General features: G+C 59.0%; 1 pseudogene. It reads left to right on the plus strand.

Annotated features, from left to right (window positions below):
- Positions 1-190 (plus strand): annotated as a pseudogene (locus tag SB772_RS41510) (LysR family transcriptional regulator); the annotation flags it as partial.
- Positions 191-268: the final 78 nt, after the last annotated feature.

The following is a 268-nucleotide window of genomic DNA, read 5'->3' on the forward strand; positions in this document are numbered from 1 at the left end:
CGTCACGATTCTTTCGGACCTCGTCTATCGTCCGTGGTCGCTCGAAGGGAGCCGGATTATGAGGCGTGACCTGAGCATTCCGATCCCGACCATGGACGTCGGCGCCGTCTGGCACCGAAAGAGCATCCTGCCGACGCCCGCGAAAGTGCTGCTAGATCTCTTCCGGTCCTGGAAGAAGACAATCCAATAGTCGATCGTTCCTGACGGACATAGCGGACGTTCGGTATGCGCGCGACCGGGAATTGATCCGAAGCCGACACACGAACGT

This window comes from Paraburkholderia sp. SIMBA_030 (assembly GCF_046535245.1).
Taxonomy (GTDB): Bacteria; Pseudomonadota; Gammaproteobacteria; order Burkholderiales; family Burkholderiaceae; genus Paraburkholderia.